This is a genomic window from Pseudomonas sp. P1_C12, assembly GCF_056406435.1.
Genome location: NZ_JBFUAE010000004.1, coordinates 640,839 through 656,620, shown reverse-complemented (window position 1 = coordinate 656,620; position 15,782 = coordinate 640,839). Strand labels below are relative to the sequence as shown.

Sequence of the window (15,782 nt, the reverse complement as noted above, 5' to 3'; positions counted from 1 at the left end):
CCTGCTCAATGACCGATGGCTACGACTGCTACCAAAATGCGTTGGCTGAGCGTGTGAACGGGATTTTGAAAAACGAGTTATTGCTGCATCGCCCCAAAGATTTTGCAGAGGCCATCCGGATGGTGGACGAGTCGGTGCAGATCTATAACAACGAGCGGCCTCATCTGTCGCTGAAATACAAAACGCCCGATGCGGTGCATCGGGCGTTTTGAGGCTGAAACAGGTGTAAACCTATTTCAGGACTAGACACTGGACGACCGAAACTGTAGGAGCGGGCTTGCCCGCGAAGGCGTCGGCACATCCAACATTTCTGTGTCAGTCAGATCGCTTTCGCGGGCAAGCCCGCTCCTACGGGCGTTTGAGCATCACCGGCAATTGCGCCACCAACTTCGCATTATTCAACGGCGCGCGGATGAAGCCGCGCTGGGTGCCGTCCGGCCCGATCACCGCGAGGTTGCCGCTGTGGTCAACGGTGTAGTTCGGCTTGCTGGTGTCCGCCGGAATGAACGGAATGCTCACCGCGTTGGCGACCTTTTGCAGCTCTTCGGTCGACACTGGGGTCAGGCCGATGAACTGTGGGTCAAAGTAACCCAGGTACTGCTTGAGCTGCTTGGGCGTATCGCGATTGGGGTCGATGCTGACCAGCACGATTTGCAGTTTATCCACCGCTTCTGGCGGCAACTCGCTCTTGATCTGTCGCAGCTGGGCGAGGGTGGTCGGGCAGATGTCCGGGCAGAAGGTGTAGCCGAAGAACAGCAGGCTCCACTTGCCTTTCAATTCATTGATCGCGACCGGCTGGCCGTCCTGATTGGTCATCGTCACGTCCGGCAGATTACGGCTCTGCGGCAGCAAAATGATGCCGGCGTCGATCAGCGCTGTAGGATCGCCCTGATTCTTCCCGGATAGCACCTTGTTGACGGTCAGGCCCAGGATCAGTGCGACCAGGGCAACGAGAATGAAGACGGTTTTCTGGGTTCGAGTCATAGGTTCAACAGTAAGTAGTGGTCTACGAGCAGGGCGATAAACAGCAAGAACAAGTAGTAAATAGAGTACTTGAACGTGTTGATCGCCGCGTGCGGCCGAGTGCCACGGTACAACACCACGGCCCATTGCAGAAATCGCGCACCCAGCCCGAGCGCACACGCCAGGTACAGCATACCGCTCATGTGGATCACGTAAGGCATCAGGCTGACAGCGAGCAACGCGAAGGTATACAGCAGGATATGAATCTTGGTGTAGTGCACGCCATGGGTGACCGGCAGCATCGGGATGTCGGCCTTGGCGTATTCCTCCTTGCGATGGATCGCCAGTGCCCAGAAGTGCGGCGGGGTCCAGGCGAAGATGATCAGCACCAGCAGCAGCGGTTCGGCGCTGACGTGGCCGGTGGCGGCGGTCCAGCCGAGCAACGGCGGGGCGGCGCCGGCCAGACCACCGATGACGATGTTCTGCGGGGTCGCGCGCTTGAGGAATCCGGTGTAGATCACCGCGTAGCCGAGCAACGAGGCGAGGGTCAGCCACGCAGTCAGCGGGTTGGTAAACGCCAGCAGCAGGGCTTGTCCGAGGAGCGCCAATACCAGCGCGAACGTCAGCGCGGCGGCCGGCGAAACCCGGCCTTCGGCGAGCGGCCGTTTGTGGGTGCGCGCCATGATCGCATCGATGCGCCGGTCCACCACATGATTGACCGCCGCCGCGCCACCGGCACACAAAGCGATGCCCAGGTTGCCGAAAATCAGCACCGTCCACGGCACGCCGGCACGGGTCGCGAGGAACATCCCCACCAGTGAAGTGATGAGCATCAGCACCACGACTTTGGGTTTGGTCAGCTCCAGGTAGTCACGCCAGATCGCCTGACTGGGACGTTCGCCGATCAGAATCGCCATGGCATCTCTCCTTTTATTGTTATGGGCCCGGCTGAGTGTTTACGTGGGCTGAAGTGCCAGCGCATTGGCTGTTTGACCCGGACCAGACTGGTTCTGGCGTGGTAATTGACCAGCACCATGGTCAGCAACAGCGCCGCGCCGCCCGCGTTATGCGCGACGGCCACTGGCAGCGGCAGATGGAACAGCACGTTGCTGATGCCCAGTGTGATTTGTGCACCAAGGGCAATCAGCACCAGACCTGCCAGGCGCGTCATGCCGACAACCTTCAATTGCCAGGCCAGACCGAGCAACACCAGGGTGACCAGCAATGCACCGATGCGATGGGTCAGGTGAATGGCCGTACGGGCATCGCTGTCCAGTTGCCCGCCGAGATAGTTCGGACCGATGTGTTGGGTCAGGTGAAAGCCATTGGCGAAGTCGGCAGGCGGCAGCCATTGGCCGTGGCAAGTAGGAAAGTCGATACAGGCCACGGCGGCGTAATTGGAACTGACCCAACCACCGAGGGCGATTTGCCCGATCACCAGCAGCAGTCCGGCAGTCGCCCAGTGCTGCAGACGTCGCGGCACGGTCAGCGCCGGCAATACGCCGGACAGGCGCAAGGTCAACAGAAACAACAGGCTCAAGGTCGCGAAACCGCCAAGCAAATGCCCGGTGACCACCTGCGGCCAAAGTTTGAGCGTTACCGTCCACATACCGAACGCGGCCTGGCCAAAAACCACCGCCAACAGAAACAACGGCAACTTCACCGGTTGCCCCGGATGGCGGCGATGCAACCACGCACGACCGGCCAACACCGTGATCAATATCCCCAGCGTGCCGGCGAAGTAGCGGTGGATCATCTCGTTCCAGCCCTTGTGGGCCTCGACTGGAGTGTCCGGAAAATGCAATTCGGCATGGGCCAGCTGGGCTTCGCTTTTCGGCACGCTGATGAAGCCGTAGCAGCCGGGCCAGTCCGGGCAGCCGAGGCCGGCGTGGGTCAGGCGGGTGTAGGCGCCGAGCAACACCACAATCAGTGCCAGCAAGGTGGCAAACAACGCGAGGCGAAATCCAGGTTTGGCCATGACGATGCCCTTATCCGATATTCGACAGTTTCAGCAGGTGACGCAGGTCGTTGAGCAGGTCCTTGCCCTTCACCGACGGGTCGTAGCGCAGCACCAGATTGCCGTGGGGGTCGATGATCCACAGGTGCGGCGCATCATTGCTCTGAGCGCCTTTTGTGTAGGCAGGCAAGTCCAGTGAATAGCGTTGCAACTGCGGGTACTCGCGTTGAAGTTTAGTCTCGTAATCGCTGTTCAGCGTCTGCGTGGCGGCCAATGCATGGCTGGCGCGGGACGCATCGCGGCCGAGGCCGATCTGGATCTGCCGCGCCAGATACACCAGTTGCTGGCAGTCCACCGCGCAATCCTTGGGCGCCGTCACCAGCATCTGCCAGCGATCTTCCTGGGCCTGCACGCCGATATCGGCGCGGGTCTGGCCGTTGCCGATCAGTTCGCCGTGATAACTGCGGCCCTCGGGCACCCAGAAATTCAGCTTGTACATGCCGGTGGCGAGGATCATAGGACCGATCACCCCGAGCAAAATCAACAGCAGTTGCATGCGGCCCTTGCGCCGGTTCACCGAAGGTTTCGCCTCAGACATGCTGGGTGGATTCATGGCCGCTCCCATGGTGTTTCTCCTTTGCATTGTGCCAGCCGAGATAGAGATAAAGACCGAACAGGGCGATCGCCATGGCGAACCACTGCACGGCATAAGCGATGTGTTTTTCCGGGCCCATGGCTACCACCGGCCAGTCGGCCTGATAGGTGGCGGGGCCGGTTTCGGCGCGTAGCTCAAAGGCAAAGCCTTCGCGGTTCAGTACTGTCCAGAGTTTGTTTGGCTCAACGGCCGTAATCAGCTTCGGCCATGTCGACGTTGTGGGATCTGCGTGCAATTGGAACGTCGCACCGGGGGAGACGTAGACCCACGCGTCGAGGCTGACCGCTTCGGTGGGTGTCTTGAATTGGGGTGGCGTGCGGCGCTCCGGCCACGGCAGCCAGCCGCGATTGACCAGCAGCCAGAGCCCGCTGGCCTGATCGTGAAACGGTTGCAACAGCTCGACACCAACCCTGCCGTTGCGTTGACTGTTGTCCAGCAGCAGGCTGTGTTCGACATCGAACTGGCCGTGCAGGCGAACCCGGCGGAAGGCCGGGTCTGTAGTGTGTTGCAGTTCGGTGCTGGCCATCGGCTCGGCGACACGGCGCTCGGCGTAGGTTTGCAGCAGCGCGCTTTTCTCCGCGCCCCGGCTCAACTGCCAGAACCCCAGGGACACCAGCAGCGGCAGCAACAGCGCCACCACAAGCGTTGGCACGATACCCGGCCGAAAGCACTTCATGGCATAGCCAGAAAGTCTGGTCATCGCGATAGCTATACTCAAATGCATCGCTTGTCCCCCGGAGTCTCACCATGCTCAAAGCAGCCATCGTCCTGATGCTGATTGCCACGGTTGTCAGCCTGTTCAGCGGCCTGTTTTTTCTGGTCAAGGACGACAGCCGCTCAAACCGCCTCGTCATTGCCTTGAGTGTGCGGGTGACGCTGGCCGCCCTTACCCTCGGTCTGATCGCCTGGGGGTTTTTCAGCGGCCAACTGGTCTCCCATGTCCCGTGGTAGCTCGCTCCTACAAGCTGCTTTAGAGCACATAGACGAAAACGAACAGCCCGATCCACACCACATCCACGAAGTGCCAGTACCAGCTCGCCGCTTCGAAGCCGAACTGGTGCTCGCTGTCGAAGTGCCCGCGCATGATCCGCATCAGCATCACGAACAGGATGATGGTGCCAATGGTCACGTGGGCGCCGTGGAACCCGGTGAGCATGAAGAATGTCGCACCGTAGATGCCCGAGCCCAGGGTCAGGCCCAGCTCGCGGTAGGCGTGCATGTACTCTTCGGCCTGGAACGTGAGGAACCCACAGCCCAGCAACACGGTGAACGCCAACCATAGCTTCAGTGCGCCGCGATGGCCCTTTTTCAAGGCATGGTGGGCGATGGTCACGGTCACGCTGGAGCTCACCAGCAACACGGTGTTGAGCAGTGGCAGGCCCCAGGGGCTGATGACTTCCTTGGGCGGCGGAAACAATTTCGAGTCGGGGTTGTTCAGCAACGGCCAGACGAACTCGAAGTTCGGCCACAGCATATGCGCGATGCCTTTGGCGCCTTCACCGCCGAGCGCCGGCCCGGAGATGTGACGCACATAAAACAGCGCACCGAAAAAGGCGATGAAGAACATCACCTCCGAGAAAATGAACCAGCTCATGCCCCAACGGAATGAGCGATCCATCTGCGCGCTGTACAAGCCGCCGCGGCTTTCTTTGATGACCGTGCCGAACCAGCCGAACAGCATGTAGGCCAGCAGCAACCCGCCGACGAAAAAGATCAGTGGCCCGTGGGATTCCGGGCGCGCCGCTTTCAGATCGTTGAACCAGGTGGCCAGGCCGTACACGGTGGTGACCATGCCGAGCGTGGCGATGATCGGCCATTTGCTCTGGGCGGGAACGTAATAATGTTCATGAGTTGCCATTTATTGTTCTCCTTATCGGGCACGCTCAGCCGCCAGTGTTTACAGCTACCGGTGGATGTCGGGCGGTGATATCGAACAGCGTGTAAGACAGCGTCAGGTGCTTCACATCCTTGGGCATGTCACGGTCAACGATGAAACGCACCGGCATCTCGATCCGTTGACCGGGCTGCAGCACTTGCTGGGTAAAGCAGAAACATTCGGTCTTGTGGAAGTACGCTGCCGCGGTGCTCGGCGCAATGCTCGGCACGGCCTGGGCACTCATCGGCTTATCGGTGGGGTTGTGGGCGATGAAGATCATTTCGTTCACCGCCCCGGGGTTGGCTGTCAGTTCATCGTGCTTGGGATAGAAGTCCCAGGGCATATCGGCAGTGTTGGTCGACAGAAACTGCACACGCACCTGCCGCGAGGTGTCGACCGTCTGCTCACCCTCGTACTGCCCGCCGGTCTTGCCATTAATGCCAAAGGCCTTGCACATCACGTCGTAGATCGGCACCAGTGCAAACCCGAACACAAACATCGCAATCACCACGGTCAGCAGGCGCGTGACCAGTTTCCTCAACGAAATCGAGTCAGCCATGGTTTCCAGCCTCCACCGTGCCCCTTGTAGGAGCGAGCTTGCTCGCGATGGGCGTAAACGAAAACGCATGCTGTCTGGAAAAACGCGTCGCTTTCACATTCATCGCGAGCGAGCTCGCTCCTACAGTGGCCAAGGTATTCATTTCACTTCCGGCGGCGTGGTGAAGGTGTGATACGGCGCCGGTGACGGGATGCTCCACTCCAGGCCTTCAGCCCCGTCCCACGGTTTGGCCGGTGCTGGCGGACCGCCGCGAATGGTCTTGATCACGATGAACAGGAAGAAGATCTGCGTGGCGCCGAACATGAATGCACCGATCGACGACACCATGTTGAAGTCGGCGAATTGCAGGTTGTAGTCCGGAATCCGTCGCGGCATCCCCGCCAGCCCCACGAAGTGCATCGGGAAGAAGGCCATGTTCATGCCAATGAACGACAGCCAGAAATGCAGCTTGCCGAGGGTTTCGTCGTACATGTGGCCGGTCCATTTCGGCATCCAGTAGTAGGCCGAGGCGAAGATCCCGAAGATCGCCCCCGGCACCAGTACGTAGTGGAAGTGCGCAACCACGAAGTAGGTGTCCTGGTACTGGAAGTCCGCCGGGGCGATGGCCAGCATCAACCCGGAGAACCCGCCGATGGAGAACAGGATCACGAACGCCACGGCAAACAGCATCGGCGTCTCGAACGTCAGCGAGCCTTGCCACATGGTGCTGGCCCAGTTGAACACCTTCACGCCCGTTGGCACCGCAATCAGCAGTGTGGCGTACATGAAGAACAGCTCGCCCACCAGCGGAATGCCGACCACGAACATGTGGTGCGCCCAGACGATGAACGACAGGAACGCGATACTCGCCGTGGCGTAGACCATCGAGGTGTAGCCGAACAATGGCTTGCGCGAAAAAGCCGGAATGATCGAGCTGACGGCACCGAAGGCCGGCAGGATCATGATGTACACCTCGGGGTGACCGAAAAACCAGAACACATGCTGGAACAGCACCGGGTCACCGCCACCGGCGGCGCTGAAGAAGCTGGTGCCGAAATGGATGTCCATCAGCATCATGGTCACGCAGCCCGCCAGTACCGGCATCACCGCAATCAACAGGAACGCGGTGATCAGCCAGGTCCAGACGAACAGCGGCATTTTCATCAACGTCATGCCGGGGGCGCGCAGGTTTAGGATGGTCGCGATCACGTTGATCGCCCCCATGATCGAACTGATCCCCATCAAGTGAATGGCGAAAATGAAGAAGGTCACGCTTTCCGGCGCGTAGGTCGTCGACAGCGGTGCATAGAAGGTCCAGCCGAAGTTCGGCCCGCCGCCGGCGGTGAACAGGGTCGATACCAGCAGCAGGAACGCTGCCGGCAACAGCCAGAAGCTGAAGTTGTTCATCCGCGGCAGGGCCATGTCCGGCGCGCCGATCATCAGCGGGATCATCCAGTTGGCGAGGCCGACGAAAGCCGGCATCACTGCACCGAAGACCATCACCAGACCGTGCATGGTGGTCATCTGGTTGAAGAACTCCGGCTGGACGATTTGCAGTCCCGGCTGGAACAGCTCGGCACGGATCACCATGGCGAACGAGCCGCCAAGCAGGAACATGGAGAATGCAAACCACAGGTACAGCGTGCCAATGTCCTTGTGGTTGGTGGTCAGCACCCAGCGCATCAAGCCTTTGGCTGGGCCGTGGGCGTGGTCGGTGGCGGTGGCGGTATGAACATGTTCATCGATTACAGCAGTCATGTCCTGTCTCCTGCAAACAGATGGGCTGGGCAGGCCGGGGTGCATAGCCCCGACCGGTTCCGTACGTGCGCAATAGACCGGGTCATTTGCTTTCCGCCTGTTTCAGCTCCAGTACTTCTTTAGGCGTGACCATGTCGCCCTTGTTGTTGCCCCAGGCATTACGTTCATAGGTCACGACTGCCGCGATATCGACTTCCGAGAGTTGCTTGCCGAACGCCGCCATGGCGGTGCCGGGCTTGCCGTGGAAGACCAGGCTCAGGTGAGCCTCTTTTGGCCCGGTGGCGATTTTCGAGCCCTTGAGCGCCGGGAACATCGGCGGCAGGCCCTGGCCTTCGGCCTGGTGACAGGCCACGCAGGTGGTGTGATAGACCTTGTCGCCGCGATCCTTGAGTTCATCGAGCGTCCATTCCTTGCTGGTCAGCTCTTTGAGCTGCGCGGCCTCGACCTTGCGATCGGCCAGCCATTTTTCGTAATCGGCCTTTTCCTTGACCTCGACCACCGTCGGCATGAAGCCGTGATCCTTGCCGCACAACTCGGCGCACTGGCCACGGTAGATGCCGGGCTTGTCGATGCGGGTCCAGGCCTCATTGACGAACCCGGGAATCGCATCGCGCTTGACCGCGAAAGCCGGCACCCACCAGGAGTGGATCACGTCGGCGGAGGTCACCAGGAAGCGCACCTTGGTGCCGACCGGCAGCACCAATGGCTTGTCGACTTCAAGCAGGTAGTGCTCGCTCTTGGTTTCCTTGTTGTGAATTTGATCCTGGGGGGTGGTCAGGTTGCTGAAGAACTCGACGTCCTGGCCCAGGTATTTGTAATGCCACTTCCACTGGTAGCCGGTGATCTGTATATCGATCTCCGGCTCGCTGGCGTCGTACATCTTGATCAGGGTTGCGGTAGCGGGAACCGCCATGGCCACCAGGATCAGGAAGGGCACGATGGTCCAGAGGATTTCGACGGTGGTGCTTTCATGAAATTTGGCGGCCACCTGCCCGGTCGAGCGGCGGTGGAGAATCATCGACCAGAACATGGCACCAAAAACGATGATGCCGATCACCACACAGATCCAGAAAATGGTCATGTGCAGGTCGAATACTGCGTGACTGATTTCAGTCGCTCCAGGCGCCATATTCACAGTCCAGGCCGCTTGCGCCTGACTGAAAATCGACCACAACAGGAGGCCCATCCAGACATGTGGATGTCGCATCATTGCGGGTTCCCCTTATCGTTCTTGTTATCCCGCCGGCTTTCACCTGCGGCAAGGGAGCGGCTGCATCAGACTACGAACTTGAATCGCCGGGCCTTGCTGCACATGCAGTCGGGCGTCATCAGCTAGCTCCATTCCAACCCGAGTATAGACAGCACCTCTGACCTCGCAATGCGAAGGCGTAAATCATCTGAGACAGCATTAACTTGCTTTGCAAGGCACGAATGGAGAAGGATGCAGACGAGTGGTGGCTAATCGATATAACGGGGCCGTCTCAAGGATGAAATAATTATGACAAATGCGTCTTAGCATTTTTCATAAGCCAGCTAAGTTATGTCTTCCCTATTTCATTGCCTTGTTTCCTGGAGTTTTCATGAACACCGCCGCATTGCGCGAGCAGATCCAAAAAGCCCAACAACATGAAGCCGAGACCGGCCTGCTGACGCGTCAGCTGGAAAGTAAACTGCCTCATCTACACCCGGCGATCCAGTTGCCGGAGACCGATACCAACGGCGTACTGACGCGATTTGTCGCCGCCTACATCGAAGAAGTGCCTGATCTGCTGGATGCAGCCAATGAAGTCGCCAGGGAAGCGGGCATTGAGTCACAGATCAAACCGGTGCTGGAAATCGCCGAGCAGTACTTCCTCCAGCCGCCAGCCATCATGGACGGCCACGTCGGGCTCGACAGCCTGCTGGATGAAGCCTATCTGGCGCACCGGTTTGTCGAAGAGGTGAACGACCTGTACATCAAGCATTTCGGCCAGCCACTGATCCCCTTGGACATGACTGTCGCCAACCTGATTGCTCACCAATTGATCGGCGAGGAGTTTGCCAACCAACTGGACGAAGTCGTACATCACGCGTTCGATCAAATGTTGACCGAAGAGAGCTTTGCGCTAGAGTCGGTGGAAGCCTACCGCGACAAGCTCAGCAGCCCGGACACCGGTGCCGCGTGGAAGCGCTGGCCGTGCATGTCGCGCCGTTTGGGCGTGGGCCTGGAGCTGGATCAGCCGGCAGCTTGATCCAGAGTTCAACACAGTACCTGTAAGAGCGAGCCTGCTCGCGATTCAGTCGACGCGGTTTGTCAGGCAGACCGCGTTATCGTTCATCGCGAGCAGGCTCGCTCCCACAAAGGACTGTCGTTAAACCACTGTCGAACCGACGCCCGTATTCGTCCGCACCCGCCCCTCGAGCCTGCGCTTCAACCCCCGCGATTCAATCAACAGCTTCGAACCCTTGGCCGCATTCGCCCGCCCCCATTCCTCCAGCAGTTCCAGACACGAGTGATCGATGTAGCTCAAATTGTTGAGTGGCACATGCACTGTTGTGCCCGGTGCAATGCTGCCCAGCACCTGGGTCAGCGCCGGCACTTTGAGGAAGGTCGCCGCGCCCACCAGGCGCAATTCCATTTGCCCTTCCTGAGGCAGGTCGATCAGGCTGATTTTCAATCGCGAGGCTTTAAGCGCCAGCTTCACCAGCGTCAGGCCGAAGCCAATCAACACGCCGGTCAGCAGGTCCGTGAAAACGATGGCGAGCGCAGTTGCCGCATAGGTGAACATCGGCGCCCGACCATACCGGCCCAAACCACGGAAGACCTTGAGATCCACCAATTTGAAACCGGTGTACACCAGCACGCCCGCCAGGCTCGCCACCGGAATGCTTTGCAGCACGCTGGACAGCAACAGCACGAACGCCAACAACCACAGGCCGTGGAAAATGGTTGAAAACCGCGTGGTTGCTCCGGCCTGAACGTTCGCCGAGCTGCGCACGATAACGCCGGTCATCGGCAACGCCCCAAGCAAGCCACACAGCATGTTGCCAATACCTTGCGCCGACAATTCCCGGTCGAAGTCCGAGCGCTGACCGCTGTGCATGCGATCAACCGCGGCGGCTGAGAGCAAGGTTTCGGCGCTGGCGATGAAGGCCACGGCAAACGCCGCGATCAGCAAGGTCGGATCAGCCAGGTTGAGCAGATCCGCTGGCTTCAGCCAGTCGATGGCCTCCGTCAGGTTGGCCGGCACCTCAACCCGTTTGACCTGCAATGCCAACACCAGGCTGGCAAGCGTGGCCAGACCGACGCCGAGTAGCGCGCCGGGAATGAAGCGCAGGGATTGCGGACGGAATTTCTCCCACAGCCACATGACGGCGATCGTCGACAAACCGAGTAAACCGGCTTGCCAGCCAAACGTGGGCAACGCCTGAGCCAGCGCTGCCGGGAAAGCTGCCAGGTTATCCAGGCCCGAGGGCTTGGGCACGGCATCAAGCATTACATGCACCTGAGACAGCACGATCAGCACGCCAATCCCGGCCAGCATGCCGTACACCACCGCAGGCGCCGTCACCCGAAACCAGCAGCCCAGCTTCAATCGGCCAGCAACCAGTTGCAGCAAACCCGCCAGCAACAGAATCGGCCCGAGCATGGCGATGCCATGCTGGCGGACCAACTCGAATACCAGAACGGCCAGGCCCGCCGCCGGGCCGCTGACTTGCAGTGGCGAGCCGGCCAACCAACCGACCACCAGACCACCGATGATGCCGGTGATCAGCCCTTTCGCCGGCGGCAGCCCCGAGGCAATCGCGATGCCCATGCACAGGGGCAGGGCGACAAGAAAAACAACCACCGAAGCCAACAGCTCCCGTGGCAGAACAGCTTTGAGTCGAGCAGCACGCATGGTGAGTCTCCCGAAGTTTTCTTCAGGCATGGCAAAGCCAGGCTGCCTGAACGGCAGCCTCGGATGAACCACACAACGATTTAGGAGGGTTTAGAAGCGCGCTTTGGGCGTCGCCACGGGAATTGGCAGGCTGCCATTGAGCGGCAGGAAACAACCTTGATCGGCGTCGTACGCTTTGATTTCGCTGGTTTCGATGTTGTAGACCCAGCCGTGAATAAATAGCTGACCGTTGGCCATGCGCGAAGCCACCGACGGATGGGTGCGCAGATGCTGCAATTGGGCGATCACGTTCTCTTCGGTTAGGATGTGCATGCTTTCGCTTTCGCTAGAGCAGTTGCAGTTCTCCTGCACCATGGTTTTGGCCACTTCGGCATGACGCAGCCAGGCTTTGACCGTGGGCATTTTTTCCAGACTGTCCGGGTTGAGCACCGCACGCATGGCGCCGCAGTCGGAATGCCCGCAAATGATGATGTGATGCACCCCCAGAGCCAGTACGGCGTACTCGATCGCCGTGGAAACACCGCCGTTCATTTGCCCGTAAGGCGGTACAACGTTGCCGACGTTGCGAGTCACGAACAGATCGCCTGGGGAGCTTTGAGTGATTAATTCAGGAACAATGCGCGAATCGGCGCAGGCAATGAACATCGCTCGCGGCCGCTGGGCCGTGGCGAGTTTCTTGAAGAGCTCTTCCTGCTGAGGAAAGATCTCATGATGAAAATGCAAAAAGCCGTCAACGATATGCTGCAACGCTGCATCGGCGGTTTCTGCCTCGGGTTGGGCTGAAGCCGACGCAGCCAACGGCTGTTTATCCTTGTCACTCATCAATTCATCCTCATTGGCGGGCTCAGGGAGTCATCCCGTGTGGTCCGGTGTGATGCCAGTGGCTGGTTAAAAACATCCAGGCCAAACATCTCGACCCATCAGTCACTCGATGAACAAGGTAGCGGCCTAATCTTAATTGAAACTGAATAAAACGCTCTAGGACGCGTGTTCCAGGTCACAAAAAACGTGACCAGCCTAAGGCGTGAGCGCAATCTTCAGTACTCAACCATAGGCCAATTGTCCTCAAATCAACGACATTTGGCGACCGGGCGGACAAAAGGCATTGCAGTCCAGGTTGAAGCCTTCCCGGTGATTGAGTCCCAGCCGTTTGATCGCTTTGGCAAAGCGCTGCGCCAGCAGGTCCGCAAACGGGCCTTCACCGCGCATCCGCGCACCAAAGCGGCTGTCATAAAGCTCGCCGCCACGGCTCTGGCGAATCAGGCTCAGCACATGCGCCGCCCGTTGAGGGTAGTGGGCCGCCAGCCATTCCTCGAACAGGGGCGCCACTTCCAGCGGCAAGCGCAGCATCATGTAGGCGGCGTTCTGCGCCCCGGCCGCATGGGCCTTGGTAAGCAGACTTTCGAGTTCGCTGTCATTAATCATCGGGATCATCGGCGAACACAGAACACCGACCGGGATGCCCGCTTCGCGCATCACCCGGATGGCCCGCAATCGAGCCTTTGGCGCCGCTGCGCGGGGTTCGAGGATGCGTTTGAGTTCGTCATCGAGGCTGGTGAGGCTGATCATCACCGCCACCAACCTGTGCCGCGCGAGTTCGCTCAGCAGGTCCAGGTCGCGAAGAATCAGTGAGCCCTTGGTGACGATGGTCACCGGATGGCGGTAGCGCAGCAACACTTCGAGGGTTCGGCGGGTGATTTGGTATTCACGCTCAATCGGTTGATACGGGTCGGTGTTGGAACCCAGATTGATCGGTGCGCATTGATAACCACGTTTGGACAGCTGCTCCTCCAGCACATCCACGGCGTTGGTCTTGGCGATCAGTTTCGTCTCAAAATCCAGCCCCGGCGACATGTCCCAATAGGCGTGACTGGGGCGCGCATAGCAATAAATGCAACCGTGCTCGCAGCCGCGATAGGGATTGATCGAGCGATCGAAGGGCAAGTCCGGCGACGTGTTGCGGGTAATGATGGTTTTCGCCGTTTCGATGCGCACCTCGGTGCCTTGGGTGAGCGGCACTTCCTGATACCAGCCATCGTCTTCGGCCACCGACTGGCTGGGGGCAAAGCGGTTGTGCGGGTTGGTTGCGGTGCCGCGGCCACGGGGAGGCAATGGCGTGTGCATGGCAAAATCCTGATAACTGTATGCACATACAGTATAGCTAAAAATGGCAGATCACCAGTGCCGTTCGGCATCTGCTCTTTTTTATATTGAATACATTATATCCAGGCAACCAAGAGACACATATAAAGTCTGGCTGACATGGCAAAAGCGTCGGTACTATTTCCATCGCAACAAACTTGAATATTGATATTTCATAAAGGGATTTGATCATGTCAGTTTTAAACAGTCGTGGTATCTTTTTGCAAAAACTCGGCCCAACGCCTGTAAACCCGGACGAAGTACTGGTATCGATGCAGTTTGCATTGAAACAGGAGGGTTGGGATGCGGAAAACTCTGTAGTCACTACTGCCCTGGTGGATTCCACTACGCTTCTGGCAGCCTCGTATGATGGCGGACAAACGTTCAGTATCCGCAATGCCAATAAAGATATCGACGGTGACAGTGATATCGATACAGATGACAAGGCTAAGCTGCTGGCGCTGGCTAAAGCTTATGCAGGTTTCAAAAATCCGTGATCGGGGACTGATCTTCACGTAGAGAAAATAGAAACCACACTGATCTGCTGCGCTTGGAGATCATGCGCAGTAGACTGAAAAAAACAGGGATATTAATATGTGGGCGCCCAGAAATGCAGGCGTATTTTTACAAGAAATACAAAAGCCTCAATATAAAAAAATAACGATAAAGTTGATAAGAGAAAACACCGAAAACAATACAAACCCATTCTCTGACAACTTCTACAACAACATAACAACCATAAGCTTGAATTTTAATTACGAGGGTACCGACGAGCATAAACTCGATTTTGATCCGTGGTCCGATATGAATATCAACGGCGATAACAGCATTGATGAGAAGGACGTCGAGGCCATTACCAAACTTGCTCTCGTTTACCACAATCAAACGGTAATTGACTTGGACTCTGGGGTGTTTATTTCTCTGGACCCTCCCGACCTGGTTGATATTTTTGATCCGGAACAACCCGTTCCGCCCCTCCCGCCTGCGAAAATATCAGTAAGCGTTGAGGTAGTGAACATGGAGGATCGAGATCAACCGGAGCTGGACTTTCTCCTGATTGCATCCTCCCTTGACGATGGTGCGACTTTTCAAACTCGCAGGCTCTACCCTCATTCCCCTCCGATGACCATTACGGGGCTGGACGAACTGGTCAAAACATTCATCAAGTTCAAACTGTAAATCTGGCTTACTGAAAGCTGTCCAGGCGCTTTGGCACCTCTACGATCAACCCGCGCCGATGTTTCACATTTCATTCACACGACCCTCACAGGCCTTTGACCGGTGAGAGTTGATGCTGCTTGTGAATATCCAGACTCTTTCTGAACGGTCATTCGAGCATGTTCCTACCACGCCTTTTCCCTGCACTGTGCCTTTCGCTGGTCGCTCTGTTCAGCCAGACACCAGCGTTTGCCGACGACAGTACTGCGCACCGTCCGGCAGACTGGGCTCAACCGGTAGAGAAGCAATACAACCTCTTCCAGATGTCGCCGACGCTCTATCGCAGCGCCTTGCCGGACAAGGGGGCGGTGCCGCTGCTGGAGACACTCAAGGTCGGGACGGTGATCAACTTCCTGCCTGAAGCGGACTCCAGTTGGTTGTCTACGCCAGGCATCACTCAAGTACAACTGCCTTATCGCACCAACCATGTGGATGACGCCGATGTACTCAAGGCCTTGCGCGCCATCAAGTCTGCCGAAGCCAAAGGCCCGGTGCTGATGCATTGCAAACACGGCTCCGACCGTACCGGCCTGATGGCGGCCATGTACCGGGTTGTCATCCAGGGCTGGACCAAGGAAGAGGCCCTGAACGAAATGACCCAGGGCGGCTTTGGTGACAGTACCCACTTCAAGGACGGCATCCGCTACATGATGCAGGCCGACGTCGAAAAACTGCGCACGGCACTGGCCAATGGCGATTGCAGCACCAGCCCGTTCGCCACGTGCTCGATGAAGAGCTGGTTCAAGTCCGCCCATATTGAATAAAAAAAGCCCCCGTTGCATGGCGCAAGGGGG

18 protein-coding genes are annotated in these 15,782 nt (G+C 58.3%); 6 read left to right on the top strand and 12 right to left on the bottom strand.

The annotated features are described in order from the left end of the window. The coding region (locus AC1D19_RS10380; protein WP_477763138.1) for an integrase core domain-containing protein at positions 1-212 on the top strand (212 nt) is incomplete at its 5' end. A gap of 136 nt (positions 213-348) precedes the next feature. Here AC1D19_RS10380 and AC1D19_RS10375 read toward each other — a convergent pair. From AC1D19_RS10375 to AC1D19_RS10355, 5 genes are read right to left on the bottom strand one after another with little or no spacing between them, the layout of a single operon-like run. Next, a complete protein-coding gene (locus AC1D19_RS10375; protein WP_477763137.1) occupies positions 349-984 on the bottom strand; it encodes an SCO family protein in 636 nt (211 codons plus the stop codon). Further along, on the bottom strand, positions 981-1,880 hold the full coding sequence (gene cyoE / locus AC1D19_RS10370) for a heme o synthase (protein WP_477763136.1): 900 nt from the start codon (positions 1,878-1,880) through the stop codon (positions 981-983). Before cyoE ends, AC1D19_RS10375 begins: the two co-directional genes overlap by 4 nt. Beyond that, positions 1,868-2,941, bottom strand: coding sequence for a COX15/CtaA family protein (locus AC1D19_RS10365; protein ID WP_477753434.1), 1,074 nt, complete (start codon positions 2,939-2,941; stop codon positions 1,868-1,870). The genes cyoE and AC1D19_RS10365 overlap by 13 nt, the downstream gene beginning before the upstream one ends. A gap of 10 nt (positions 2,942-2,951) precedes the next feature. After that, positions 2,952-3,545: a hypothetical protein gene (locus tag AC1D19_RS10360; protein WP_477763135.1), complete on the bottom strand. Its 594-nt coding sequence runs from the start codon at positions 3,543-3,545 to the stop codon at positions 2,952-2,954. Then, positions 3,511-4,251 (bottom strand): SURF1 family protein, encoded by a 741-nt coding sequence (locus AC1D19_RS10355; RefSeq protein ID WP_477753456.1) that lies wholly within the window; start codon positions 4,249-4,251, stop codon positions 3,511-3,513. The genes AC1D19_RS10360 and AC1D19_RS10355 overlap by 35 nt, the downstream gene beginning before the upstream one ends. A 71-nt stretch (positions 4,252-4,322) precedes the next feature. On the opposite strand from AC1D19_RS10355, the gene AC1D19_RS10350 reads away from it, so the two are divergent. Then, entirely contained in the window at positions 4,323-4,526 is a 204-nt protein-coding gene (locus tag AC1D19_RS10350; protein WP_223455081.1) for a twin transmembrane helix small protein, read from the top strand. Positions 4,527-4,545: 19 nt separating this feature from the next. Here the strand turns inward: AC1D19_RS10350 and AC1D19_RS10345 are convergent, their stop codons facing one another. The 4 genes from AC1D19_RS10345 to coxB all read right to left on the bottom strand — a co-directional run bounded on the left by AC1D19_RS10345 (position 4,546) and on the right by coxB (position 8,957). Continuing rightward, positions 4,546-5,433, bottom strand: coding sequence for a cytochrome c oxidase subunit 3 (locus AC1D19_RS10345; protein ID WP_477753436.1), 888 nt, complete (start codon positions 5,431-5,433; stop codon positions 4,546-4,548). A gap of 25 nt (positions 5,434-5,458) precedes the next feature. Beyond that, entirely contained in the window at positions 5,459-6,010 is a 552-nt protein-coding gene (locus tag AC1D19_RS10340; protein WP_477753437.1) for a cytochrome c oxidase assembly protein, read from the bottom strand. Positions 6,011-6,148: 138 nt separating this feature from the next. Next, positions 6,149-7,747: a cytochrome c oxidase subunit I gene (gene ctaD, locus AC1D19_RS10335; protein WP_477753438.1), complete on the bottom strand. Its 1,599-nt coding sequence runs from the start codon at positions 7,745-7,747 to the stop codon at positions 6,149-6,151. An 82-nt stretch (positions 7,748-7,829) separates the two neighbouring features. Next, a complete protein-coding gene (coxB, locus tag AC1D19_RS10330; RefSeq protein ID WP_477753439.1) occupies positions 7,830-8,957 on the bottom strand; it encodes a cytochrome c oxidase subunit II in 1,128 nt (375 codons plus the stop codon). A gap of 370 nt (positions 8,958-9,327) precedes the next feature. On the opposite strand from coxB, the gene AC1D19_RS10325 reads away from it, so the two are divergent. Beyond that, on the top strand, positions 9,328-9,978 hold the full coding sequence (locus tag AC1D19_RS10325; protein WP_477763134.1) for a hypothetical protein: 651 nt from the start codon (positions 9,328-9,330) through the stop codon (positions 9,976-9,978). Positions 9,979-10,098: 120 nt separating this feature from the next. On the opposite strand, the gene AC1D19_RS10320 is transcribed toward AC1D19_RS10325, so the two are convergent. The 3 genes from AC1D19_RS10320 to AC1D19_RS10310 all read right to left on the bottom strand — a co-directional run bounded on the left by AC1D19_RS10320 (position 10,099) and on the right by AC1D19_RS10310 (position 13,752). Beyond that, on the bottom strand, positions 10,099-11,628 hold the full coding sequence (locus AC1D19_RS10320) for a SulP family inorganic anion transporter (RefSeq protein ID WP_477763133.1): 1,530 nt from the start codon (positions 11,626-11,628) through the stop codon (positions 10,099-10,101). A 90-nt stretch (positions 11,629-11,718) separates the two neighbouring features. Beyond that, positions 11,719-12,450, bottom strand: a complete 732-nt coding sequence (locus tag AC1D19_RS10315) for a carbonic anhydrase (protein WP_008045785.1) — start codon at positions 12,448-12,450, stop codon at positions 11,719-11,721. Positions 12,451-12,693: 243 nt separating this feature from the next. Then, positions 12,694-13,752, bottom strand: coding sequence for a PA0069 family radical SAM protein (locus tag AC1D19_RS10310; RefSeq protein WP_477763132.1), 1,059 nt, complete (start codon positions 13,750-13,752; stop codon positions 12,694-12,696). A 209-nt stretch (positions 13,753-13,961) separates the two neighbouring features. Here AC1D19_RS10310 and AC1D19_RS10305 point away from each other — a divergent pair, with 209 nt between their 5' ends. From AC1D19_RS10305 to AC1D19_RS10295, 3 genes are all read left to right on the top strand, one after another. Beyond that, positions 13,962-14,267: a hypothetical protein gene (locus tag AC1D19_RS10305; protein WP_477763131.1), complete on the top strand. Its 306-nt coding sequence runs from the start codon at positions 13,962-13,964 to the stop codon at positions 14,265-14,267. Between the two features lie 97 nt (positions 14,268-14,364). Then, positions 14,365-14,949 (top strand): hypothetical protein, encoded by a 585-nt coding sequence (locus AC1D19_RS10300; protein WP_477763130.1) that lies wholly within the window; start codon positions 14,365-14,367, stop codon positions 14,947-14,949. Positions 14,950-15,107: 158 nt separating this feature from the next. Then, complete coding sequence (locus AC1D19_RS10295; protein WP_477763129.1) at positions 15,108-15,752, top strand: phosphatase domain-containing protein; 645 nt, start codon at positions 15,108-15,110, stop codon at positions 15,750-15,752. The last annotated feature ends 30 nt before the right edge of the window (positions 15,753-15,782 follow it).